This window comes from Janthinobacterium saanense (genome assembly GCF_014200675.1).
Lineage (GTDB): Bacteria > Pseudomonadota > Gammaproteobacteria > Burkholderiales > Burkholderiaceae_D > Janthinobacterium.
Genome location: NZ_JACHCI010000018.1, coordinates 104128 through 125360, shown reverse-complemented (window position 1 = coordinate 125360; position 21233 = coordinate 104128). Strand labels below are relative to the sequence as shown.

The following is a 21233-nucleotide window of genomic DNA, read 5'->3' as shown; positions in this document are numbered from 1 at the left end:
GACTGTTAATTGTTAAAGAACCGTATTCAGTATTACTTTCGCGCTATCGACAAAGCGTTGTGTTTGTCAGCTGCGAAGAAGGAAGAGTATGAAGCGTTTCGCACATTTCGTCAACCTTCTTTTTTACTCGCTTCATTCAGCATTTGCATGCATCGTTCAGCGAGGGGGCGAATTATAGCCAAGGCTAGCCGGCGCCGCAAGGGCTATTTATAGATACCGCCTAGCCAGCCCCGCTTCACTTCAGCGTGCGTTTTATGCAGCCTGTCGCATGCACATGGCGGCGCATGCCGACTTGGGGCAAAGTAGCAACATCGGCTTTTGACGTAGAACAGCGATAGCGCAAAAAACAATGGGCATTCAGTTAAACTTGCCCGCTGCGTCGATTAACTCTTGCACCTGAAAGCATCTCCATGTTTCCGATTTCCAGCCCGCCACAATTATTGAAAGCCATCCTCGCCTGGCTGCAACGGGCATTCGACGCGACCACGACCTGGGTCACCCAATTATCCTGGTGGAAGTTTTTCCTGTTCGCCGCCCTGGCCCTGATTGCCGGCTCCATCCTGCAAGATGAATTGTTCTCATCCGGCACAGATGAAGAAGTGGTGATCAAGTCGAACAAGCGCGCCAGCAAGGGCTCGGGCGATACCAATATCCTGATCGACGATACAGGCATCCATTTCAATCCGCGCAGCAGCAAGAATCGCCGCAACAGCGGCGCCAGCGAGACGCCCGACACACCGGACACGCCAGACAAGGATGACAACACGGCTGAGGGCGAGCAAAGAACCGAACCGCCAGCCCCACCCAAGCCACCGGCCCCAGCTGCCAAACCGAATTATCCGGTGACCACCCATGCTTCCGGTGAAGAAGTACATATTGAGTTGCCGCCACAAATCGGCGAAGAATTGTCAAATGCCATCGAAGAAGCCGTGGACGATGCGGCTGAGCAAAAGGTGTCGCGTTATCACAAGCAGGCGTCCACCTGGTTCAAAAGCTTTGTGTCCTTGCTGGTGCTGGCCCTGTTCGCCATGAAAGCTTTGGTTGGCGGCAAGAAACGGGCGGAAGCGGAAACGGTGACCGCCAATGAAGCGGCGGAGCGCGCCTCCATGCAGCGCCAGCTGAGCGAAGCGAAGATGCAAATGATGCAGGCGCAAGTCGAGCCGCACTTTTTGTTCAACACCCTCGCCTCGGTCGAACACCTGATCCAGACCGATCCGCCGCGCGCCGCCAAGATGCAGCGCAGCCTGATCCAGTATCTGCGGGCAGTCTTGCCGCAAATGCGGGACAACGCCCTGATCACCAACCTGGGCCGCGAAGCAGACATGGTGCAAGCTTATTTGAACCTGCTCAAAATGCGCATGGAAGAACGCCTGACGGTCGATTTCCAGATACCCGACGGCTTGCGCACCGCCGCCTTCCCGCCGATGATGCTGCAATCGATGGTGGAAAATGCCATCAAGCATGGCCTGGAAGTCAAACCGGAAGGCGGCACCCTGCGCATCGTGGCCGAGGTCGCCCACAGCAAGCTGCGCGTCACGGTCACCGACGATGGACTCGGCTTTGGTGTCGTGCCCAGCGATGGCACGGGCCTGGGCTTGCCCACCATCCGTGAACGTTTGAAACTGTTGCACGGCGATCAGGGCAGCCTGACCATCACGCCCAATCAACCGAGCGGCGTGTGTGCCGTGATCGAAGTGCCCTATCAACTGTCCAAATAAGATCACAGAAGATCACACAGCAGTTGATAAAAACGCTAATCCATTGAATAATCAATTTCCACGAGACACATAAAAACGACTATGCCTACCGCTATTATTGCCGACGACGAAAGACTGATGCGCGACCAGTTGCGTTTGCGCCTGGGCCAGGCCTGGCCTGAACTGGAAATCATCGGCGAAGCCAAGAATGGCGACGAAGCGATCGAGCTGGTCGATCAACTCAAGCCGGACTTTACCTTTCTCGATATCCGCATGCCGGGCAAGACGGGCATGGAAGCGGCGCAAGTGATTGGCAGCAAGAGCCACATCGTGTTCGTCACGGCCTACGATAGCCACGCGGTCGAAGCCTTCGAGCGGGGCGCCGTCGACTATGTGCTCAAGCCGCCCGAGCACGAACGCTTGCTGGTCACGGTCGAACGCCTGAAGACCCATTTGAACAAACCTGCGCTGGACGTCAACAGCAGCGTGACGGCCATGCTGTCGCAACTGGCCGAAAAGATGACCGCCAAAGCCAAACCCGCTTATCTGCAGTGGATACAGGCCAGCATAGGCCAGGATTTGCGCATGATCCCGGTGGAAGAAATCCTGTTCTTCCGCTCGGACGAAAAATATACCTGCGTGCAAACCGCCAAATACGAGGCGCTGATACGCAAGCCGGTGCGGGACCTGGCGGAAGAACTCGATCCATCGCTGTTCTGGCAAATCCACCGCGCCACGCTGGTCAATGTGAATGCCATCGAAGGTGTTACGCGCGACATACGCGGCCGCCATCTGGTGCTGATCAAAGGCAAGACCGACAAGCTGGAAGTGAGCCGCAGCTTCCTGCACCTGTTCAAGCAAATGTAAACACACCCATTTCGCCGCCCGGCGCCGACCGGGGCGGCGCTGTCTGCGCCACATCAAGCCCTTCCCCGCGAACTGGTCTAGAGTCGACTTAGTGTGTCATTGATTTATTGATGCATTGATTCCCTGATTCGTCGCCAGGAGCCGCATATGCCGACCCAAGGCAGTTCCAGACTGTCACGCTTTTTGCCACTCGGGCTGGCGGCCTCACTCGCCGCCATGCTGTATCTGCGCTACCAGCCGCCACCTACCCGGCAGCAGAAAACACAGGGGCTGGCCATCATCAACGTCGACAGCGAGCAAATCATCCTGCACGCCAATCTGGCTGCGGCCAGCCTGTTCGCCAGCTCACCACAAGCCATGTGTGGCATGCCGCTGGGACATTACATTCTGCGCGACTTGCGCAACTTGGGCGGCCACGACGGCGGCGGACCATTCGGCGACATTCGCCAGGAATTGCGTCTGGCCGGCCGGCGCGCCACCGATTACACCCTGACCGGCAAGCGCAGCGATGGCGCCCTGTTTCCACTGGAAGGCACGCTGTCGGGCATGCAGGAAGGCGAGCTGGGCGTATACACCATCCTGGTGCGCGATATCAGCGCGCGCAAGCAGGTGCATGAACAACTGGCCCGTTCCTTTTCGCAACTGCGCGAATTGTCGAATGCCCTGCAAACCATACGCGAAGAAGAGCGCCGGCATATCGCGCGCGAGCTGCATGACGACCTGGGGCAATTGCTGGCCACCCTGCGTGTCGACCTGACCATGGCGCAACAACATGCCGACATGACGCCGACCTTGCAAAAGCTGCTGCTCAGCATGGATGGTTTGCTGGTGACAGCCATCAGTTCCTTGCGCCGCATCGCCGGCAACCTGCGGCCGCGCGCGCTCGATGAAGGGGGACTTTATTTTGCCCTGCAAAAACTACGGCAGGATTTTTTACTGCGCCAGGCCGTGCACTTCGACTTGCTGGCCGACGAAGCCGAGCTGGTGCTCGATGACATCCGCAGCACGGCCGTCTACCGTATCGTGCAAGAGGCGCTGACCAATATCGCGCGCCATGCCGAAGCGAGCCATATCACCATCGCCCTGCACCGCATCGATTCCAGCCTGGCCATTACGATACAGGATGACGGCAAAGGCATTGCAGACCAGGATATGAAAAAGGCGGCGTCGCTGGGTTTGCTGGGCATGCGCGAAAGAGTCTGGGGCTTGAACGGCAATATCCAGATCGGCGCCGACGGCGAACTGCTGGGCACACGCATCGATATCTTGCTACCCATCTATACAGAAATGGCGGCGGCGGAATAGCTGCACAATAAGAAAAAGGCGCTCCAAAGAGCGCCTTTCTTGCATACCCGATACCTGTGAAACTTAGAACTTGTGGGTCATGCCCAGCTGGTACACCGATTTTTCGCTGAATTGATCGCGGCCGGCGTAACCGTACACGGCAGTACGCTTCGACAGCGGGTAGTCGTAGCCCAGGCCGTAGGCCTTGGCCGTTTCCTTGCCGCTGACAGTGCTGCTGTCTTGCTTTTGCTTCACATAGCTGGCCTTGATCGCACCACCGCCGATGTCGTAAGCCAGGCCCAGCAAGAAGTTCTTGAAGGTACCGGTAGCGGCCACATCGGTATCAGCTTTCGAGTAATCGAGCGTGACTTTGGCTGGGCCGAATTTATAGCCGCCACCGACGATCCACAATTTAGGTTCAGGGATCGCATTGGCTGCGATCTGTACTTTTCTCTGGTAGCCGGCGTGTGCGCTGGCTGGGCCATCGTCAAACGTGACCAGCGCGCTGAAGCCGGAATCCGCATCTTTGATTTCGCTGGCGACATATTGGCCGCTGATGACGAAGCCGCTGAATGATGGGCTGTTATAAGTGACAGCATTGCTGACGCGCGATGCGCCAACTACCGAGGCGCTTGGAATGGCTTGGGCGCCGTTAGGCGACTGGCCGCCGCGCATGACTGGCTCATTGATCTTGCCGATCACGCCGTAGGTGTTGAATGGATCGACGCGCGCCAGAGTGCCGTCGATCAAGTCCTTGGTACGGCCCAGGTAGACGGTACCGAAGTTGCCGGTCAGGCCGACCCATGCCTGGCGGTCAAACAAGGTGGTGGAGGTGGTGCTGACGGTAGCAAGCGCGCCGGTGTCAGCCTTGAATTCGCTTTCCAGGTTGAAAATGGCTTTCAAGCCGTTACCCAGATCTTCCGTGCCTTTGAAACCGAGGCGCGAAGCCTGGTTTTCACGTTCCAGCAATGCACCACCCGTGGTTTTGGCAATACCGAGGTCGACTACGCCGTAGACGGTCACATTCGATTGCGCCTGTGCGGAAGTGGCGAAGGCGCCGATGATCAGTGCTGCCAGAGTAATTTTTTTCACTTGAGATTCTCTATATTAAGTTGGACAAGATTTGTTGCTGCTTGGATACCGAAACGAATCATGCCTAGCAAATGCTTCAACAATATGACAAAGACAAGTGTTGTTTTATTGCACATCCATTTTCACAACCTCTTTACTCAGCTTTTTTACAACTTACTACAAAGAAACAGGCGAAAAAAAACCGCCCGTGGGCGGTCTGGTGCTGCGGGGCTAGCCAGCCTTATTTCAGGCGGCAGCTCAGCAGCCAGTAATACTCGAGACGCTTCATGCGGATTTCGCGGGCCGAATGGGCAAACTTCTTGCGCAGGTGGCTGTCCGAAGGGAAATTCTTCAGCACTTCATAACGCTCGCCGCCATCCGTCGTACGGAACTGGTGGGTATTGCCTTCCAGGTCGGTGCGCGCAATGACCGTGCTGCTGCCATCAACATAGGAATTATCGATCAGCACCAGCAAGATATCCTTGCCCAGCTTGCTGCGCAATTGCTTCAGATACTTTTCCTGGTCTTCGCGCTTGACATGCGACCACCAGAAACCGGCAAACACGGCAGTAAATTTCCCCACCAGGTCGTCGGATAATTTAAACGCATCGAGTTTGGCAAACGTCACGTTGTCGGGCAAGCCGCGTGCCTGGGCCAGCGCCAGCATTTCATCCGTGATATCGGTGGCCAGCACGGCATCGGCCGTCTCGGCAATCACTTCCGTCCAGTAGCCGGTGCCGCACGCCAGTTCCAGCACGGTGTGGCCTTCCAGGGCGTCAGCCACCTTGTCGCGCAACACTTCCAGGTCTTCCTGGCGTTCGGGCTTGTCATAGACGCGCTCGTACTGCTGCGCGATGGTGGCGTAATACTGGGCAAGCTGATCGGTAATCATGTTTCTTCTCTTAAATATAGTCCTGGCCGGGCAAAACACCCGGCCTTGTCAGGCCTTGTTATAGTTCGTAATGTTCTTTATCGCCGCTCATCGCCTGTTCTATCAGTTTGCGGTTCAGGGTCGGTGTCAGCAGTTCGATAAAGGTGTAGATATAGCTGCGCAAATACGCGCCCTGCTTGACGGCCACGCGCGACACATTCATGCCGAACAAGTGGCCCACAGGAATCGCGCGCAAGCCTTTGTCACGCTCGGCATCAAACGCCATACCCGCTATGATACCAACCCCCATGCCCAACTCGACATAAGTCTTGATCACGTCGGCATCGATGGCTTCCAGCAAGACGTCCGGTTTCAGGCCGCGCAGCACAAAAGCATGGTCTATCTTGTTACGTCCGGCAAACGCACTGTCATAGGTAATCAACGGGTAGGCGGCGATTTCTTCCAGGGTCACGGACTTCGATTTCAGCAGCGCATGCTCGGCCGGCACCACCACCACGTGTTCCCATTGGTAACACGGCAAGGTGATCAGGCCGTCGATGGCGGCAATCGACTCGGTGGCAATCGCCAGGTCGGCCTGGTCGCGCTGCACCATCTCGGCGATCTGGCGCGGGTTGCCTTGCAACAATGACAATCGCACCTTGGGAAACTTGAGCATGAAGGCCTGCACCACCTTGGGCAAGGTGTAGCGCGCCTGCGTGTGCGTCGTGGCAATGGTAAAGCTGCCGCTGTCCTGGGCTGCATATTCCTTGCCGATGCGCTTCATGCTATCGATTTCCTGCATCACCAGCTCGACCGATTCCAGCACCAGACGGCCCGGCTCCGTCAAACCACGAATGCGCTTGCCGTGGCGCGTGAAGATATCCACGCCCAGCTCTTCTTCCAGCTCGATAATGGCTTTCGACACGCCCGGTTGCGACGTAAACAAAGCCTTGGCGGCATCGGTCAGGTTGTAATTCTGCCGGACCGCTTCGCGCACGAAGCGCAGTTGATGGAGGTTCATTGCTGGTTTTGCCCTAGATTGCGGTGATAGACCGAGATTTCCGCCCTACCCATGATTTTACGTTCATGCATATACCCATATCGCATATAAGCAAATGCGTACTTAGTAGTTTGGATTAAACACTAAGTTTATTACTATTGTCGGTACTTTGGGGGTACAAGCATGACTTTGTCTTATATAGTCTCAGGATTTGCCGTTGGATTACTGGTTGGAATGACCGGCGTGGGCGGAGGTTCGCTGATGACACCCCTGTTAACTTTGCTTTTTGGCGTAGCGCCATCGGTGGCCGTCGGTACCGACCTGGCCTTTGCCTCGATTACCAAGAGCGCTGGCGCCCTGACGCACCGCGTGCGCGGCACCGTGCGCTGGGATATCGTCAAATTGCTGTGCATGGGCGCCCTGCCCGCCGCCGTCGTTGCCACCCTGGCCTTGAAATCGTTCGGCACCCTGTCGCCGGAAATCGGCCAGATCATACGCTATTCGATCGCCGCATCGGTGCTGCTGACTGTAGTGGCGCTGTTATTCAAGGGCCGCATGCTGGCCTGGATCAACGCCCGGCCTGAAAAACAATTACAAGGCAAGCAGCTGGCAGCTGCCACCATCATTTCCGGCGCCGTGCTGGGCATCCTGGTCACCGTGTCGTCGATCGGCGCCGGCGCCATCGGCGCAACTTTGCTGGTGATGCTGTATCCACGCATGAGTTCCGCCGAAGTGGCAGGCACCGATATTGCGTATGCCGTGCCGCTGACGGCCATTGCCGCCCTCGGCCACTGGTGGCTGGGCTCCATCCACTGGGAGTTGCTGTTCTCCCTGCTGATCGGCTCCCTGCCCGGCATCACCCTCGGTTCCTGGATAGCCCGCTCCGTGCCGGAAAAGTTTTTAAGAGCCTTGTTGGCCATAACCTTGACCACCGTCGCCGTGAAGCTAATCTATTAAGAATGTAGTAAAAGAACATCAGCAACAGAAAACATCAAAAAAATATAACCCAGGCAATCTTCCAGCACCCCGGCTTTTTTAGGACTCGATATGTACCACTACGATCAGTATGACCACCTCATCGTCAAAGAACGCATCGCGCAATACCGCGACCAGGTTGCACGCCGACTCGCCAATGAACTGACGGAAGAGGAATTCATTCCGCTGCGCCTGCAAAACGGCCTGTACATGCAGCGCCACGCCTATATGCTGCGCATCGCGGTGCCGTATGGCTTGCTGTCGTCGAAACAGATGCGCATGTTTGCCCATATCGCGCGTAAATATGACCGCGGTTATGGCCACTTCACCACGCGCCAGAATATCCAGTTCAACTGGATCGAGCTGGAACAGACGCCCGATATCCTGACGGACCTGGCCTCGGTGGAAATGCACGCGATCCAGACCTCCGGCAACTGTATCCGTAATACAACATCCGATCCGTTTGCCGGCGTCGCTGCCGATGAAATCATCGATCCGCGCCCATACGCGGAAGTGCTGCGCCAATGGAGCACCTTCCACCCCGAGTTTATCGCCCTGCCGCGCAAGTTCAAGGTCGCCATCAATGGCGCCGAAGAAGACCGCGCCGCCATCGCCGTGCATGACATCGGCCTGACAGCCGTGCGCAATGACGCCGGCGAAGTGGGCTTCAAGGTGATGGCCGGCGGCGGCATGGGCCGCACGCCTATCCTGGGCAGCGTGGTGCGCGACTTCTTGCCGTGGCAACATTTGCTGACCTATGTGCAGGCCATCATGCGCGTGTACAACCTGCACGGCCGCCGCGACAACAAATACAAGGCCCGCATCAAGATCTTGCTCAAGGCAATCGGCGTGGAAGAATTCACGCGCCAGGTGGAAGAAGAATGGGCCGATTTGAAAGATGGCCCGGAAACCTTGACCGTGGAAGAAATGCAGCGCGTGGCCGACTTCTTCCAGCCGCCCGCCTACGCCGCCCTGCCTGACCTCGATTTCGCCGGCGAACACGCCGACAACAAGGCGTATGTGAACTGGCTGGCGCGCAACGTCAAGCCGCACCAGCGCCCAGGTTACGTGGCCGTGGTCTTGTCGCTGAAGAAAACCGGCGTGCCGCCTGGCGACGCGACGGCCGAGCAGATCGACTTCGTGGCTGATTTGTCCGACCGCTACAGCTTTGGCGAATTGCGCGTCACGCATGAACAAAACCTGGTGCTGGCCGACGTGGAACAGTCGAAACTGTTCAAACTGTGGCAGGAAGCCAAGGCGCATGGCCTGGCCACGCCGAATATCGGCTTGCTGACCGACATGATCTGCTGCCCGGGCGGCGATTTCTGCTCGCTGGCCAATGCCAAGTCGCTGCCGATCGCCGCCGCGATTGCTGAGCGTTTCGACAATATCGACTTCCAGCACGACATCGGCGAAATCGAGCTGAACATTTCGGGCTGCATCAATGCCTGCGGCCACCATCACGTGGGCAGCATCGGCATTCTCGGCGTCGACAAGGATGGCAGCGAATGGTATCAAGTGTCGATCGGCGGGGCGCAGGGCAACCACGCTGCCATCGGCAAGATCATCGGACCATCGTTCTCCGCCTTGCAGATGCCGGAAGTCATCGCGCGCCTGCTGCAGGTCTATGTGCGCGACCGCTACGAAGACGAACGCTTCGTCGACACGGCCCAGCGCCTGGGCCTGGCGCCGTTCAAGGAACACGTATATGCAACGCCGATCACGGTCGGCAACCTGGTGGGGGAAGACGAATATGTTTGAAGTACGCGAAGAAATCATCAAGAACGCCGCCGTGGTGGCCAATGACTGGGGCTTGCTGCGCCTGGACGAGGGCGACACGCCGGAAACGGTGGTCGTGCCAGCCGGCAAGGCCATCGTGCCCTTGAGCGTATGGAAAGCGCAATACGCTGCCCTGGCCGCACGCCTGCCCGAGATCGGCGTCTGGCTGGCCGGCGACGAGCGGCCCGAAGAACTGGCGGCCGATGTGGCGCGCTTGCCCGTCATCGCCATCGACTTTCCGAAATTCACCGATGGCCGTGGTTATTCCATCGCCTTCAACTTGCGCGCCCGCCTGGCATACACGGGCGAATTGCGCGCCATCGGCGACGTCTTGCGCGACCAGCTGTTTTCCATGCACAGGGTCGGTTTCGATGCCTATGCGACGCGCCCGGACCGCAGCATCCATGACGCCTTGAAAGGGCTATCGGTGTTTTCGGAAACCTACCAGGCCTCGTGGGACCAGAAATCGCCCTTGTTCCGCCGCCACCACCGCGTAGGCCAGAATCCTGACCTCGACAACGCGGCCGGCATCTGAGGAAAGCCCATGAGCGATTTGACTACTTTAATCGACGCCACCCAGCAAACGCTGACACGCATCGCTGCCGATTTTTCGCCAGCCGTGTTCGCCTCTAGCCTCGCAGCCGAAGACATGGTGCTGACCGACATGATATTGAAAGCGAAGCTGCCGATCGGCATCTTTTCGCTGGAAACGGGACGCTTGCACCAGGAAACCCTGGCTGTGCTGGACAAGGTCAAGACCCGTTACGATCATGACATCGTGCTGTACCGTCCGCAACCGGAAGCCGTGGCGGCTTACGTGGAACAGAACGGCTTGAACGCGTTTTACAATAACGTCGAGATGCGCCGCGAATGCTGCCGCATCCGCAAGGTCGAGCCGCTGGGACGGGCTTTGGCCGGCAACAAGGCCTGGGTCACGGGCCAGCGCCGCGCCCAGTCGACCACGCGCGCCGAACTGCATGTGCAGGAAGATGACGCAGCGCATGCCATGACGAAATTCAATCCGCTGGCCGACTGGTCGGAAGAAGACGTGTGGGCGTATATCCGCGCCAACGACGTGCCGTATAACGCGCTGCACGACCAGGGTTATCCATCGATAGGCTGCGAACCGTGCACGCGCGCCATCGAGCCGGGCGAAGATGTACGCGCCGGGCGCTGGTGGTGGGAAAACCCCGATTCCAAGGAATGCGGCTTGCACATGGTAGACGGCAAATTGATACGCATCAAATCCGTGCCAGCCTGAACAGACATAACAGACGCAGCAGAACAAGAAAGCATCCAATATGAGCAATATTTTGAACCAGCGCCATCTCGACAGCCTTGAATCGGAAGCCATCCACATCTTGCGTGAAGTGGCGGCCGAGTCGACCAACCCTGCGCTGCTGTTTTCGGGCGGCAAGGATTCTGTCGTCCTGCTGCGCCTGGCGGAAAAAGCCTTCCGCCCAGGCAAGTTCCCCTTTCCCCTGGTGCATATCGACACGGGCCACAATTTTCCGGAAGTCATTACCTTCCGCGACAAGAAAGTGGCGGAACTGGGCGAACGCCTGATCGTCGGCTCGGTCGAAGACTCGATCAAGCGCGGCACGGTGCGCCTGCGCAACCCGGCCACGGATTCGCGCAACGCCGCGCAAGCGGTCACCTTGCTCGAAACCATCGCCGAACACGGTTTTGACGCCTGCATCGGTGGCGCCCGCCGCGACGAGGAAAAGGCCCGCGCCAAGGAACGCATCTTTTCCTTCCGCGACGAATTCGGCGCCTGGGACCCGAAAGCCCAGCGCCCGGAATTGTGGGATTTGTATAACACCCGCGTGCACCCCGGCGAAAACATGCGTGTTTTCCCCATCTCGAACTGGACCGAACTGGACGTGTGGCAATACATCGCCCGCGAAAAGCTGGAATTGCCGCCGATCTACTTTGCGCATGAGCGCCAGGTGATCCCGCGCAATGGCCTGCTGGTGCCGTTGACCGACCTGACGCCGCCGCGCGACGGTGAAACGGTGGAAACGCAGGTCGTGCGCTTCCGCACCGTCGGCGATATTTCATGCACCTGCCCCGTATCGTCAGATGCAGCCACGGTGGACGCCATCATCGCCGAAACGGCAATTACGCAAATCACGGAACGGGGCGCCACGCGCATGGATGACCAGACCTCCGAAGCCTCGATGGAAAAACGCAAGAAAGCAGGGTATTTCTAATGAACGCAGCAGTCCTGAACACCACACTCACCGATAACGTTGAACGCGGCATGCTGCGCTTTATCACGGCCGGTTCCGTCGATGACGGCAAGAGCACCCTGATCGGCCGTTTGCTGTTCGACAGCAAAGGCATCTTCGCCGACCAGCTCGACGCCATGTCGCGCTCCAAGCACAAGCGCACGGTGGGCGACACGGTCGACCTGTCCCTGCTGACGGACGGCCTGGAAGCGGAACGCGAGCAAGGCATCACCATCGACGTGGCTTACCGCTACTTCGCCACGCCCAAGCGCAAATTCATCATCGCCGACACGCCGGGCCATGAACAGTACACGCGCAATATGGTCACCGGCGCTTCGACCGCTGACGCCGTGATCATCCTGATCGACGTGTCGAAAGTCAAACTGGGCGATGACGGCAGCGTGGAATTGCTGATACAGACCAAGCGCCATTCGACGATTGCCCATTTGCTGCAGATCGAGCACGTGGTCGTTGCCGTCAACAAGATGGACCTGGTCGACTACGATCAAACGGTGTACGACCGCATCGTGGCCGCTTACCGTGAATTTGCCCAGTCGCTGGGCTTGAAAGACATCACGCCGATACCACTGTCGGCTTTGACCGGCGACAACGTGGTCGAGCGCGGCGACAAGCTGGGCTGGTACACGGGCCCGACCCTGATCGAGCTGCTCGAGTCCTTGTCCGTCTACGATGAATCGCACGATGCGCCATTCCGCTTCCCGGTGCAACTGGTGGCGCGCCACAACGGCCACGAAGCGAACGACTTCCGCGGCTATATGGGCCGTATCGAAGCGGGCAAGGTCAGCATCGGCGACACCCTGGTGGTCCAGCCTTCGGGCCAGAGCGCCACCGTCAAGGATATCGTCACGCTCGACGGCTCGCTGCCGTCGGCCGTGGTGGGCCAGTCGGTGACCCTGCTGCTGAACGAGTACCTGGATATTTCGCGCGGCGATCTGTTAGCTGGCCATGACCGCCCTGCCACCCTGCTGAAACAGGTGGTGGCCGATGTGTGCTGGCTGTCGGAAGATAGTCTGGACCTGCGCCGCAAATACTGGATCAAGCATGGCACGAAACAGACGGCCGCCAAGGTCACGCTGATCGACTCCATCCTCGACATCAACACGCAGCAGCGCCACCCGGCCGATGGCTTGAAGCTGAACGACATCGCGCGCATCAGCTTGAGCGTGCAGCAGCCGCTGGCGGCCGATGCCTACGCCGATATCCGTGCCACGGGCGCGTTTATCCTGATCGATGAAGTCACCCACCAAACCGTCGCAGCCGGCATGATTCGTTTATAAATCCGCTTCGACCAAGGCAGGCAAGGAAGGCAGGCACCATGAACAATTTCACATCTCTACCCGGCAAAGTCTATCTGGTGGGCGCCGGCCCCGGCGCGCAAGACCTGATGACACTGCGCGGCGCGCGCCTGCTGGCGCAAGCCGGCGTGGTGCTGCACGACGCACTGGTCACCGAAGAGATGCTGGAGCTGTGTCCGCAGGCGCAGAAAATCCTGGTCGGCAAGCGCTGCGGCCAGTTGTCGACGGCCCAGGCTTTCATCAACAAGCAACTGGTCGATAACGCGCGCAAGCACGCCATCGTGGTGCGCTTGAAAGGGGGCGACCCGATGCTGTTTGGCCGCGCCGATGAAGAATTGCGCGCGCTGGAAGAAGCCGGCATCGAAGTCGAAGTGGTGCCCGGCATTACCACCGCGCTGGCTGCCGCCGCTGCCACGCAGCAGCCGCTGACCAAGCGTGGCGTCTCGCGCAGCGTGGCGTTTTTTACGTCGAGCACGGCGCCGGACCAGCCGGAGCAGGCGGCCATCCCCGACTGCGACACCCTGGTGCAATACATGGGCGGGCGCGAAGCCATCGCCACCGCGCAGCGCTTGCTGGCGCAAGGCCGGCCTGCCGGCACGCCCGTAGTCGTGATCGAAAACTGCAGCCGCCCCGAGCAGCGCATACTGCGCATGGCGCTGAGCGGCCTGGCGCAAGGCCTGGGCACCACGCAAGGCCCGGTGCTGGTGATGCTGGGCGAAGCCATGGCCACGCGTGCCACGCAGAACGTGGACTTGCCCAAGCTGGCCTTACGCGCCTGAAGCTGGCGCTTTTTCAAATGAGGACGGCTGCGGCAGCAACGACTGCAAGGTAGCGGCCACGCGCAGTAATCTCGGATCGTCGTCCTCGGCCTCGTCGCAGGTATCGTTGATGCAGAAAAAAGGCAGTTCACCAAAGCGTTCCACCAATTGAGCCAAAGCCAAAGGCGCATCGTCCGCGCCGCTGGCGATATGCAACGGATCGAGTGTCTGCTGGCGCGCATAGCCCATGTAGACCATCCAGCGCGGCACCAGGTCCGGCAGCAAGGCAGGTGTCTGCCAGGCGCGGAACACGGTCTGGCGCACGCCGGCGAACATCTCGGGCGCCAGCGCTTCCAGTGCGTGCAGCTGGCTTTTCAGCATGGGCCGCGGCGCGTGCGCATACAGACACGGCGCGTGCACATAATCAGCATACTTCGCCGACAGCCAGTGCCGCGACAAAGTGGCGCAATTGACAGGCGCCGCCACGTCCGGACGCAAATCATCGAACGCCGGCGCCGGCGCACTTTCGGTAAACACGCTCAAGCCATCACCTGCCGCGCCGAACCATAGCGCGGGCTCAAACGGCGCGCCCAGGAATACGTCGTCATTGAAATACAGGAACTGCTCGGACAGGCCGGGTAGCTGGTGCAGATACGATTCGATATGGCCGGAATCGAAGACGGGCAGCGCGCCAGCCGGCATCAGGCTGGCGTGGTCGATCACGCTCAAGCGCGCCGATGCACGCAGCCAGGCAGGCACCTGCCGGTCCGTCAGCAGATAGATATGGCCGTGACCGGGGAAGAATTTTTCCAGCGCCCGCAGGTTGTAGCGCAACTCGCCGTTATCGCGGTAGCGACCCGCCACATTGCCGTGCAGGGCCAGCTTGCCGTCGTGGGCTTGCGTCCATGCTGCATAGGCTTGCTGCCGGCGCGCGCGCCAGGCCGGGTCCGCGCCATCGACCCACAGATAAACGATATCGATCGCGCTCAAGCGTCGTCTGGTGAAGCGGGAGCGGCCACGCAATAGTCGGCGATGGCGGCCAGCACCCTGGCATTTTCACCCACGGCCTCGACCACCTTCAGGCGCAGGCGTGGATGATCGTGGCGCAGTTGTTCGGCCAGCAGCGGCAAGTCGCGCAGCACATGGCCGCCCTGCCCCAGGAAGACCGGCACCACGGTGACATCCAGCGTGGCCTCGCCGGGCAAGGCCGCCAGCAGCGACTGCACCAGTTCGGGCAGGCGCGGCGTCATCAGCTCAAGGAAGGCCAGGTACACGCTGGTCTCGGGCAAGCGCGATTGCGTCAAGTCGCGCAGGCGCTCGAAGGGCGCGGCCCAGGATGCGGCGCGCGCGCCATGCGCGAACAGGATCAAGGCCTGCTGTTCGGTATGCACGCCGGTCATCAATGCCGCTCCACCCACCACAGGGCGCCAAGCGCCAGCAGCAAGTACAGGACGCTAGGCGCCGCAGCCGTCAAAAAGGCTGGCCAGGTACTGAGCAAGCCCAGATGCGAGAACAGGGTATTGACCAGCATGAAGCTCACGCCGATCATGATACCGATGAAAATCTTCAGGCTGATGCCGCCGCTGCGGGTATGCATATAGGCGAACGGCAGCGCCAGCGCCATCAGCACGAAAATGGCCAGCGGGTCGATCAGTTTTTTCCAGAAGGCGATGCGGAAACGTTCGGTTTCCTGTTTGTTCTCGGCCAGGTGGCGCGTGTAGACCGCCAGCTCGCTGGCCGACATGCGGTCAGGATCGGATGACGACACGGTCAGGATCTTCGGCGTCACTTCCGACACCATGTCCTTGGTAGCGCTTTTCACGGTTTTGACCAGGCTGGTTTCCTGTCCATAGTAATTCTTCAGCGTGGGTTCATAACCGGGTTTGACGCTGGCGCTATTCGAGAATGAGGTTTCCGTCACATCCATCAGCCGCCAGACATTCTGCCCCTGGTAAGTGGCGCTGGCGGCGATGATCAGGCTGCGCAGGCGCATGCTGGCATCGAACTCGTACAGCTTGACGTTTTTCAGCTGGCCGTCCGGACGTGCTTCGCCCACGTTGAAGAAGCGCGAACCGGTGACGGTGCCCGTCAGGCCGTCGCTCTTGACCATGTCCTTGGTCCACAGGCCGGAACGGAATTCGCTCGACACGGCCGCCCCGCTGGAGGCGAGCTTGAGCCGCTCGGCCAGCGGCTCCGTGCGCGGCGTGATCAATTCGCCAAAGATGAAGGTCACGACGACGAAGACGACGCCGATGCGGAACAGGAAGCCGGCCGCCATGGCCGTCGACATGCTGGACGCGCGCATGATGGTGAATTCGGAACTGGCGGCAAACTGCGCCATCGTGTAAATGGTGCCGATCAGCGCTGCAATTGGCATCACCTCATACACATGGCCGGGCACCAGCACCAGCACATACAGAAAGGCGTACTGGATGGTATAGCCGTTCTTGCCCACCTTGGGCAGCTCGCCCGTCAGGTCGATAAACGCCTGCAGCGCCAGAAAGGCCAGCAGGACGAAAAACACCGCCTGGAATATCGAAACGGCGAAATAGCGTTGTAAAATCTTCATTTCGGATCCGCTTTTTTACAGATATTGCCGCTACGGCGAGCGCGCTTGAAGGACGCCAGCAGGACCAGCGGATGGTAGCGGTGATTCACATTCAGGCGCCAGGCGAACAGGGCCACCACGGCCAGTGCCGCCAACAGGTGCAAAGGCCACCAGGCCACGCCAAAGCCCACCCGCCCCTGTTTCACGCTGGCCTCGGCCACCTTGATCAGATTGCTGTAGGTGAAAAAGATCAGCAGGGCCACAATCAGGTTGGCCGAACTGCCGGCGCGCGGATTAACGAAGCCCAGCGGAATGGCCAGCAGGATCAGCATCAGGGCGATCAGCGGCGCGCTGACCCGCCATAGCAATTCGGCCATGGTGAATGGATTCGGATCGCGCACCAGCGCCATGGTGCTCATGGCACGCACGCCCAGGTCGGCGCCCAGGTCTTGCTGCTTGCTTTCGATGCGCATGATGTACTGCTCGAATTCCATGGTCTGGAAATCGGGCTGGGTCGGCGTACCCTGGTAGCGGCGGCCATTCTTGAGCACCAGGAAGCGCTCGCCCTTGGCATCGGTATTGATCACGCCTTCCCTGGCGACGACCACCACGGCGGCGCCCTTGTCATCGACGGTATTGACGAAGACATTGTGCACCAGGCTTTTCTCGCCGCTGCTGCCTTCAACGAAAAAGATACGGTTGCTGCCGGCCGATTCGCGGAACTGGCCCGGCGTGACTTTTTGCAAATCTTCGCGTTTTTCAAAGCGCGTCACGTATTCATCGCTTTTTTTCTGCGCCCATGGCGTAGCATACAGGCTCAGGACGGCCGTCAGTATCACCAGCGGCAGGCCGAAGCTGAGCACCGGCCAGATCCAGCGCCGCAGGCTCAGGCCCGAGGCGAACCACACCACCATTTCAGATTCGCGGTAACTGCGCGTGACCACCATCAGCACCGAGATGAAGCCGGTGAGGATGAGGATCGTGGGCAGCTGCATCAGCGCGGAAAAGACGATCAGGGACAGGACGTCGGACGAGGCGATCTTGCCGCCTGCGGCCTTGCCGAGTATGCCGATCAGCATCCAGGTGAGCAGGATGCTGAATAAAACAGTGAAGGTGGCCCCGGCGGCACTAGCCAATTCACGTCGAAGGGCGCGTTGAAAGATCATTCGGAGTTTATAATTCGGGTCAGTTAGTTGAGTAACACGTTACTAGTAAATGAAAACGGAGAACAAAATGGACTTTAGCATAAAAGCATTCGATACCAAGAGCACTCTGGGCGCTGCCAAAAGCGGATGCATCGCGGTTGCGGTATTCGAAAACAAAAAACTGTCGCCAGCGGCAAAATCGCTGGACAGCAAGGGTGCCATTACGGCTGCGCTGAAGTCCGGCGACATTAGCGGCAAACCTGGCAGCACATTGCTGCTGCGCGGCGTGGAAGGTGTCACCGCCGACCGCGTCCTGCTGGTCGGCATGGGCAGCGATGAATCCGTCAGCGAAAAAAGCTTCGCCACCGGCGTGCAAGCTACCTTGAAGGCATTCGGCTCGCTGGGCGCTGCGGACGCCATTATCGCATTACCGCTGCAGGAAGTGAAAGAGCGCGACGTGAATTGGGCTATCCGTTGCGTGGTGCAAGCCGCACACGATAGCGAGTATCGCAACGATACGCAAAAGAGCAAGAAAGACCCGGCACCAGCAGGCGTGCGCAAGATCGTCCTGTCGGCCCCTGCCACAGCGGCCACGCGCGGCGCGCTGGCGCAAGCGACTGCCATCGCCAACGGCTCGGACCTGACCCGCAACCTGGGCGACCTGCCGGCGAACATCGCCAACCCGACCTACCTGGCCAACACGGCCAAGCAGCTGGCCAAGGATTACAAGTTTGAAGTCGAAGTACTGGACCGCAAACAACTCGAAGCGCTGAAAATGGGCAGCTTCCTGTCGGTCACCAACGGCAGCGAACAGCCGCCGAAGTTCATCGTCCTGAAACACATGGGCGGCAAGGCCAAGGATGCGCCTGTGGTACTGGTTGGCAAAGGTATCACTTTCGACACGGGCGGCATCTCGCTCAAGGCCGGTCCTGGCATGGATGAGATGAAATACGATATGTGCGGCGCCGCGTCGGTACTGGGCACCTTCCGCGCCATCGGCGAAATGAACCTGAAGCTGAACGTGATCGGCGTCATCGCCGCCTGCGAAAACATGCCATCGGGCCGCGCCACCAAACCGGGCGACGTCGTCACCTCGATGAATGGTTTGACCATCGAAATCCTGAACACGGATGCCGAAGGCCGTCTGGTACTGTGCGATGCACTGACCTACGCCGAACGCTTCAAGCCGGCAGCCGTGGTCGATATCGCCACCCTGACGGGCGCCTGCGTGATCGCGCTGGGCCACCACAACAGCGGCCTGTTTACACGCAGCGATGCAGCGCATGACGCGCTGGCCAATGAACTGCTGGCAGCGGGCAAGCAGGCGAGCGACACCGCATGGCGCATGCCGATCGAAGAGGCTTATAACGAGCAGCTGAAATCGAACTTCGCCGACCTGGCCAACATCGGCACGCCAGGCGGCGGTTCGGTGACGGCAGCGGCCTTCCTGGAAAACTTCACCAAGAAGTACACCTGGGCCCATCTGGATATCGCCGGCACGGCATGGAAATCGGGCGCCGCCAAAGGCGCGACCGGACGTCCCGTTCCCCTGCTGACCACCTTCCTGATCAACCGCGTATAAGCCTGACACCTGATAAAACCTACTGCGCGTCGGTATAGGCGGCCTGCGATGCTCACCGTACTAAAGTACGGTTGCGCTTCTCAGCCACCTCTACCTTCCGCTCGCTACGGTTTTATCAGGCGTTGTGACCTTGCAAAAAAGCCGCCATGATGAATCATCAAGGCGGCTTTTTTATGTGCGAGAGATTTTAATATACCACAGGGTCTGGCACCGGTGACGGCATTACCCTGGGCTGTACCACCGGCTGCGGTGTCGCTTCGGCTGGCGCAGCGGCTGGCCTGGCGGCGACGGGTGCAGGCGGCGGAACCAGGCGCGCCGGGTCTTGCATGATGATGGTCAGGGTGGACGGGTAATCGAAGCCGGCGCCCGTGTTGCGGTCGACAAAATAACCGACGCCCAGGGTCAGGATCACATTGCCCCACACGCTGCCATTGAGCTTGGGGGCTATGGCGTTATCGGTCACGACGGCCGGCGAACCAGTCTTCCGGCAATCGACCTTGAGCGGCGCCTGGCTCTTGCGGATGGTGATGCGGCCGGGCGTGGTGACAAACCACTTGCCCACGTCATTGCTCAGGATGCAACCGGCGCCATACAGCTCGCGGTTATCCTGGATGGTTTGCACCAGCACCATCTGGTCGGTGTTGCCGGTCAGCGTGGCGCAGCCGCCCAGCGCGGACAGCAGTCCAACAGCGGCAATGGCGGTTCGACGGCGCATGGAGTATCTAGCGTACGGGAATCGGCTGGTCGGCCGGCACGGCGACGGCAGTCACGCTATTTTTAGGGCTGCCATCGACCAGGCGGTCTGAATACACGAGGTAGACCAGCGCATTGCGCTTGGCGTCGACCATGCGCACCACCCGCACATGCTTGAAAAAGAGGGAAGCGCGTTCGCTGAACACCTCTTCCTGCTGCGGCAGCTTGCCCTTGAATTGCAGCGGCCCTACCTGGCGGCAGGCGACGGCCGCATCGGCCTTGTCTTCAGCCAGGCCGACGGCGCCCTTGATGCCGCCCGTCTTGGCGCGCGACAGATAGCAGCTCACGCCGCCCACCTTGGGATCGTCGTACGCTTCCACCACGATCTTGTGGTCAGGGCCGATCAGCTTGAATACCGTATCGACGGAACCTATCGTTTCAGCCTGCGCCGAGGCACAGGCCAAGGCCAGTAGCAAGCCATTGGCCAGCAAGGATGTTTTCATGAGATCCGCCGAATGAAGCATCAGTTGATGGGAGCAAAACGCTGCACCATGACGCCGTCGACCTCGATCAGCTGAAAGAACACGTCTTTCGGCCGGGTCCAGATCGAGCCGTCAGTGGCGCGGTAGACGATCATGGGCGTCAGGTCCGATTCCAGCGTGGCTTCGCACACCAGTTCGTATATGCCGCCCTTGTAATGCCTGTAACGCATGGCCGTCCCCTCAAGCTGTGGAATCTTCGCTTTTGTCGTCGGCCAGCGCCTTTTGCTTGATTTTCAAGCCCTGGATCACTTTCAAAATGCTTTCCATGCCGGCAGCGCCATCGGCGCCGCTGAAAGCCTCAAGCACTTCATTGAGTACCTTGTTGCGCACGGCGGCTTCATCAGACGAAATTTCCAGTGCACGCAGCGCCTGGGCTTTGGCCGCCTTTTCAGCCGCACTGACGCGCGGCTTGGTAGCCGTCTTGCCATGCGTCAAAGCAGCCTGCCAGATCACCCAGCGCCGCTGGGTTTCAAAAATCAGGTACTCTTCCGGCTTGTCTTCTCTTCGCCGCACAATGTGGCCGTCACGCTGCGCCCACGCTTCAAATGCAGTTCGCATTTTCTTCCTTTGCAAATGCTACGCGCAAGTCTCACTATTAAAACTGCAATATTTCCAAATAGTACCATTTATTGATGCTGCAAAATAGTATCCAAGATGTAGTACTGCAATTTGCATAACAAGTCTGGCGGCGCCTAAGGGCGAATTCTGCGATTCGCCCACGGCGCAGTGGTCATGTAATTCGGAATAGCAATTACAACTGATTCCTACTTGTTTAGTTATAAGCTGCAACAAATCTGTGTGACACAGTTGTTACATTGCGCCATTTTAGTAGTTTTTATCGCGATTTAGCGAGAAACTTTAAGCTTTATCGCAT

The 21233-nt window shown here is 59.2% G+C and carries 22 protein-coding genes; 11 read left to right on the top strand and 11 right to left on the bottom strand.

Translation table 11 applies throughout. The features are described 5' to 3' along the window. Window positions 1–410 precede the first annotated feature (410 nt). The 3 genes from HDE72_RS21505 to HDE72_RS21495 all read left to right on the top strand — a co-directional run bounded on the left by HDE72_RS21505 (window position 411) and on the right by HDE72_RS21495 (window position 3869). Window positions 411–1718 (top strand): sensor histidine kinase, encoded by a 1308-nt coding sequence (locus HDE72_RS21505; RefSeq protein WP_183745364.1) that lies wholly within the window; start codon window positions 411–413, stop codon window positions 1716–1718. An 81-nt stretch (window positions 1719–1799) separates the two neighbouring features. Then, window positions 1800–2564 (top strand): LytR/AlgR family response regulator transcription factor, encoded by a 765-nt coding sequence (locus HDE72_RS21500; protein ID WP_183745361.1) that lies wholly within the window; start codon window positions 1800–1802, stop codon window positions 2562–2564. 147 nt (window positions 2565–2711) lie between these two features. Continuing rightward, entirely contained in the window at window positions 2712–3869 is a 1158-nt protein-coding gene (locus tag HDE72_RS21495) for a PAS domain-containing sensor histidine kinase (RefSeq protein ID WP_183745358.1), read from the top strand. A 63-nt stretch (window positions 3870–3932) separates the two neighbouring features. On the opposite strand, the gene HDE72_RS21490 is transcribed toward HDE72_RS21495, so the two are convergent. The 3 genes from HDE72_RS21490 to HDE72_RS21480 all read right to left on the bottom strand — a co-directional run bounded on the left by HDE72_RS21490 (window position 3933) and on the right by HDE72_RS21480 (window position 6811). Further along, complete coding sequence (locus tag HDE72_RS21490) at window positions 3933–4940, bottom strand: porin (protein ID WP_183745355.1); 1008 nt, start codon at window positions 4938–4940, stop codon at window positions 3933–3935. Window positions 4941–5160: 220 nt separating this feature from the next. Further along, window positions 5161–5811, bottom strand: a complete 651-nt coding sequence (locus HDE72_RS21485; RefSeq protein ID WP_183745352.1) for a class I SAM-dependent methyltransferase — start codon at window positions 5809–5811, stop codon at window positions 5161–5163. A 58-nt stretch (window positions 5812–5869) separates the two neighbouring features. Further along, window positions 5870–6811 carry a CysB family HTH-type transcriptional regulator gene (locus HDE72_RS21480; protein ID WP_183745350.1) on the bottom strand — a complete coding sequence of 314 codons (942 nt, stop codon included), beginning with the start codon at window positions 6809–6811 and terminating at the stop codon, window positions 5870–5872. 162 nt (window positions 6812–6973) lie between these two features. Here HDE72_RS21480 and HDE72_RS21475 point away from each other — a divergent pair, with 162 nt between their 5' ends. From HDE72_RS21475 to cobA, 7 genes are all read left to right on the top strand, one after another. After that, window positions 6974–7747, top strand: a complete 774-nt coding sequence (locus tag HDE72_RS21475; RefSeq protein ID WP_183745346.1) for a sulfite exporter TauE/SafE family protein — start codon at window positions 6974–6976, stop codon at window positions 7745–7747. Between the two features lie 90 nt (window positions 7748–7837). Then, window positions 7838–9526 carry a nitrite/sulfite reductase gene (locus tag HDE72_RS21470; protein ID WP_183745344.1) on the top strand — a complete coding sequence of 563 codons (1689 nt, stop codon included), beginning with the start codon at window positions 7838–7840 and terminating at the stop codon, window positions 9524–9526. Further along, a complete protein-coding gene (locus HDE72_RS21465) occupies window positions 9519–10079 on the top strand; it encodes a DUF934 domain-containing protein (RefSeq protein WP_183745341.1) in 561 nt (186 codons plus the stop codon). Before HDE72_RS21470 ends, HDE72_RS21465 begins: the two co-directional genes overlap by 8 nt. Before the next feature lie 9 nt (window positions 10080–10088). Beyond that, window positions 10089–10805, top strand: a complete 717-nt coding sequence (locus HDE72_RS21460) for a phosphoadenylyl-sulfate reductase (RefSeq protein ID WP_183745338.1) — start codon at window positions 10089–10091, stop codon at window positions 10803–10805. 40 nt (window positions 10806–10845) lie between these two features. After that, complete coding sequence (gene cysD, locus HDE72_RS21455) at window positions 10846–11757, top strand: sulfate adenylyltransferase subunit CysD (RefSeq protein WP_183745335.1); 912 nt, start codon at window positions 10846–10848, stop codon at window positions 11755–11757. Continuing rightward, window positions 11757–13073 (top strand): sulfate adenylyltransferase subunit 1, encoded by a 1317-nt coding sequence (locus HDE72_RS21450; RefSeq protein ID WP_183745332.1) that lies wholly within the window; start codon window positions 11757–11759, stop codon window positions 13071–13073. The genes cysD and HDE72_RS21450 overlap by 1 nt, the downstream gene beginning before the upstream one ends. Window positions 13074–13111: 38 nt before the next feature. Then, window positions 13112–13870 carry a uroporphyrinogen-III C-methyltransferase gene (gene cobA, locus HDE72_RS21445; RefSeq protein WP_183745314.1) on the top strand — a complete coding sequence of 253 codons (759 nt, stop codon included), beginning with the start codon at window positions 13112–13114 and terminating at the stop codon, window positions 13868–13870. Here cobA and HDE72_RS21440 read toward each other — a convergent pair. Genes HDE72_RS21440 through lptF form a run of 4 tightly spaced genes read right to left on the bottom strand, consistent with a single transcriptional unit; the run spans window position 13859 to window position 17563 of the window. Then, window positions 13859–14839, bottom strand: coding sequence for a Stealth CR1 domain-containing protein (locus HDE72_RS21440; RefSeq protein ID WP_260176848.1), 981 nt, complete (start codon window positions 14837–14839; stop codon window positions 13859–13861). The genes cobA and HDE72_RS21440 overlap by 12 nt on opposite strands. Next, window positions 14836–15249, bottom strand: coding sequence for a sirohydrochlorin chelatase (locus HDE72_RS21435; protein WP_183745308.1), 414 nt, complete (start codon window positions 15247–15249; stop codon window positions 14836–14838). The genes HDE72_RS21440 and HDE72_RS21435 overlap by 4 nt, the downstream gene beginning before the upstream one ends. After that, window positions 15249–16418 carry an LPS export ABC transporter permease LptG gene (gene lptG, locus HDE72_RS21430; RefSeq protein ID WP_183745305.1) on the bottom strand — a complete coding sequence of 390 codons (1170 nt, stop codon included), beginning with the start codon at window positions 16416–16418 and terminating at the stop codon, window positions 15249–15251. Before lptG ends, HDE72_RS21435 begins: the two co-directional genes overlap by 1 nt. Next, window positions 16415–17563, bottom strand: a complete 1149-nt coding sequence (gene lptF / locus HDE72_RS21425; protein WP_183745302.1) for an LPS export ABC transporter permease LptF — start codon at window positions 17561–17563, stop codon at window positions 16415–16417. Before lptF ends, lptG begins: the two co-directional genes overlap by 4 nt. Window positions 17564–17630: 67 nt before the next feature. Between lptF and HDE72_RS21420 the strand changes: the two genes are divergently transcribed. After that, the gene (locus HDE72_RS21420; RefSeq protein WP_183745298.1) at window positions 17631–19124 is read left to right on the top strand and encodes a leucyl aminopeptidase; all 1494 of its coding nucleotides are present in this window, start codon (window positions 17631–17633) and stop codon (window positions 19122–19124) included. Between the two features lie 187 nt (window positions 19125–19311). Here the strand turns inward: HDE72_RS21420 and HDE72_RS21415 are convergent, their stop codons facing one another. From HDE72_RS21415 to HDE72_RS21400, 4 genes are read right to left on the bottom strand one after another with little or no spacing between them, the layout of a single operon-like run. Then, the gene (locus tag HDE72_RS21415) at window positions 19312–19839 is read right to left on the bottom strand and encodes a hypothetical protein (RefSeq protein WP_183745295.1); all 528 of its coding nucleotides are present in this window, start codon (window positions 19837–19839) and stop codon (window positions 19312–19314) included. Between the two features lie 7 nt (window positions 19840–19846). Continuing rightward, the gene (locus HDE72_RS21410) at window positions 19847–20320 is read right to left on the bottom strand and encodes a CreA family protein (RefSeq protein ID WP_183745292.1); all 474 of its coding nucleotides are present in this window, start codon (window positions 20318–20320) and stop codon (window positions 19847–19849) included. 20 nt (window positions 20321–20340) lie between these two features. Next, window positions 20341–20529 (bottom strand): DUF1653 domain-containing protein, encoded by a 189-nt coding sequence (locus HDE72_RS21405; RefSeq protein ID WP_183745289.1) that lies wholly within the window; start codon window positions 20527–20529, stop codon window positions 20341–20343. Window positions 20530–20539: 10 nt separating this feature from the next. Further along, a complete protein-coding gene (locus HDE72_RS21400) occupies window positions 20540–20917 on the bottom strand; it encodes a hypothetical protein (protein WP_183745286.1) in 378 nt (125 codons plus the stop codon). Between the last annotated feature and the right edge of the window lie 316 nt (window positions 20918–21233).

Coding starts and splice junctions, on each gene's coding strand:
- HDE72_RS21505 (WP_183745364.1), top strand. CDS start 411: ATGTTTCCGATTTCCAGCCCGCCACAATTATTGAAAGCCATCCTCGCC.
- HDE72_RS21500 (WP_183745361.1), top strand. CDS start 1,800: ATGCCTACCGCTATTATTGCCGACGACGAAAGACTGATGCGCGACCAG.
- HDE72_RS21495 (WP_183745358.1), top strand. CDS start 2,712: ATGCCGACCCAAGGCAGTTCCAGACTGTCACGCTTTTTGCCACTCGGG.
- HDE72_RS21485 (WP_183745352.1), bottom strand. CDS start 5,811: ATGATTACCGATCAGCTTGCCCAGTATTACGCCACCATCGCGCAGCAG.
- HDE72_RS21480 (WP_183745350.1), bottom strand. CDS start 6,811: ATGAACCTCCATCAACTGCGCTTCGTGCGCGAAGCGGTCCGGCAGAAT.
- HDE72_RS21475 (WP_183745346.1), top strand. CDS start 6,974: ATGACTTTGTCTTATATAGTCTCAGGATTTGCCGTTGGATTACTGGTT.
- HDE72_RS21470 (WP_183745344.1), top strand. CDS start 7,838: ATGTACCACTACGATCAGTATGACCACCTCATCGTCAAAGAACGCATC.
- HDE72_RS21465 (WP_183745341.1), top strand. CDS start 9,519: ATGTTTGAAGTACGCGAAGAAATCATCAAGAACGCCGCCGTGGTGGCC.
- HDE72_RS21460 (WP_183745338.1), top strand. CDS start 10,089: ATGAGCGATTTGACTACTTTAATCGACGCCACCCAGCAAACGCTGACA.
- cysD (WP_183745335.1), top strand. CDS start 10,846: ATGAGCAATATTTTGAACCAGCGCCATCTCGACAGCCTTGAATCGGAA.
- HDE72_RS21450 (WP_183745332.1), top strand. CDS start 11,757: ATGAACGCAGCAGTCCTGAACACCACACTCACCGATAACGTTGAACGC.
- cobA (WP_183745314.1), top strand. CDS start 13,112: ATGAACAATTTCACATCTCTACCCGGCAAAGTCTATCTGGTGGGCGCC.
- HDE72_RS21435 (WP_183745308.1), bottom strand. CDS start 15,249: ATGACCGGCGTGCATACCGAACAGCAGGCCTTGATCCTGTTCGCGCAT.
- lptG (WP_183745305.1), bottom strand. CDS start 16,418: ATGAAGATTTTACAACGCTATTTCGCCGTTTCGATATTCCAGGCGGTG.
- lptF (WP_183745302.1), bottom strand. CDS start 17,563: ATGATCTTTCAACGCGCCCTTCGACGTGAATTGGCTAGTGCCGCCGGG.
- HDE72_RS21420 (WP_183745298.1), top strand. CDS start 17,631: ATGGACTTTAGCATAAAAGCATTCGATACCAAGAGCACTCTGGGCGCT.
- HDE72_RS21415 (WP_183745295.1), bottom strand. CDS start 19,839: ATGCGCCGTCGAACCGCCATTGCCGCTGTTGGACTGCTGTCCGCGCTG.
- HDE72_RS21410 (WP_183745292.1), bottom strand. CDS start 20,320: ATGAAAACATCCTTGCTGGCCAATGGCTTGCTACTGGCCTTGGCCTGT.
- HDE72_RS21405 (WP_183745289.1), bottom strand. CDS start 20,529: ATGCGTTACAGGCATTACAAGGGCGGCATATACGAACTGGTGTGCGAA.
- HDE72_RS21400 (WP_183745286.1), bottom strand. CDS start 20,917: ATGCGAACTGCATTTGAAGCGTGGGCGCAGCGTGACGGCCACATTGTG.